Raw genomic sequence first — 1,021 nt, 5'->3', positions numbered from 1 at the left:
GCAAGGGTTTATCGCCTTAGACCAACATCTTTCTTGGTTTCCTGCCAATATCAGGATCCCTCAATTAAAATGCATATTTATCAAATATGACGCTATGAACGCTCCATTAGCTTTGAACCAGTTGTTGGATGCCGAAGCGGGCTCACCCCGCCTCCGCGAAATCCCCTACAACTACACCTCTTTTTCCGATCGTGAAATCGTTATTCGCTTGTTGGGTGAGGAGTCATGGCGCGTTCTGAATGATTTGCGTGGAGTGCGTCGCACTGGCCGCTCGGCTCGCATGCTATTCGAAGTTCTGGGTGATATCTGGGTAGTACAACGTAATCCTTTCTTGCAAGATGACCTATTAGATAACGCCAATCGTCGCAAATTGTTGATTGATGCTTTGTGGCATCGTCTTGGCGAGGTGAAGAAAAGATCTAGTGGTGAATCTGCTGAGCAAGTTCAGGTTTTGTTGAAAGCCGCACATCATGCCGTTGAAAGTTTTGAGCAGGGCTTTAAGGAAGTTACTGAAATTCGTAAGCGCGCTCGTAAAGAGTTGGGCCGCATTACTGCCTCTGACAATATTTGTTTTGATGGTGTCTCACGTGCAGCGCATGTGACTGATGCAACAGACTGGCGTGTTGAGTTTCCACTGGTAGTGCTAAAGCCGGATTACGAATCTGAAATCCCTGGTTTAGTGAAAGCCTGTGTTGAGTTGGGTTTAACCATCATTCCTCGCGGAGGCGGTACGGGTTACACCGGTGGCGCTATTCCTCTCTACGCTATGTCGGCAGTGATTAATACTGAGAAGCTTCAGCAAATCGATGCTGTCAAGCTCAAACACTTGCCGGGTGTAGACCATGAGGTGTCTACGATCTTTACTGGGGCTGGTGTAGTCACTCGTAGAGTTTCAGATGCTGCAGAGCGCTCTGGGCTGGTGTTTCAAAGTCATCTTCTTCGATCCACAATTCTTTTGTGAAATGAAACTCGCGATTACCCCATTCAGGGTGATTTGGATGGCGAGGTGCTGAGCAAGGTT

The 1,021-nt window shown here is 47.8% G+C and carries 2 pseudogenes; one reads left to right on the top strand and one right to left on the bottom strand.

Going from position 1 to position 1,021, the window contains the following annotated elements:
* Window positions 1-94: 94 nt before the first annotated feature.
* A pseudogene (locus tag B7X71_RS17750) lies at window positions 95-925 on the top strand (DUF3683 domain-containing protein); the annotation flags it as partial.
* A 1-nt stretch (window position 926) separates the two neighbouring features.
* Here B7X71_RS17750 and B7X71_RS17745 read toward each other — a convergent pair.
* Window positions 927-1,021 (bottom strand): annotated as a pseudogene (locus B7X71_RS17745) (hypothetical protein); the annotation flags it as partial.

The organism is Polynucleobacter sp. 39-46-10, from assembly GCF_002282275.1.
This window is presented reverse-complemented; position numbering and strand designations above follow the sequence as displayed.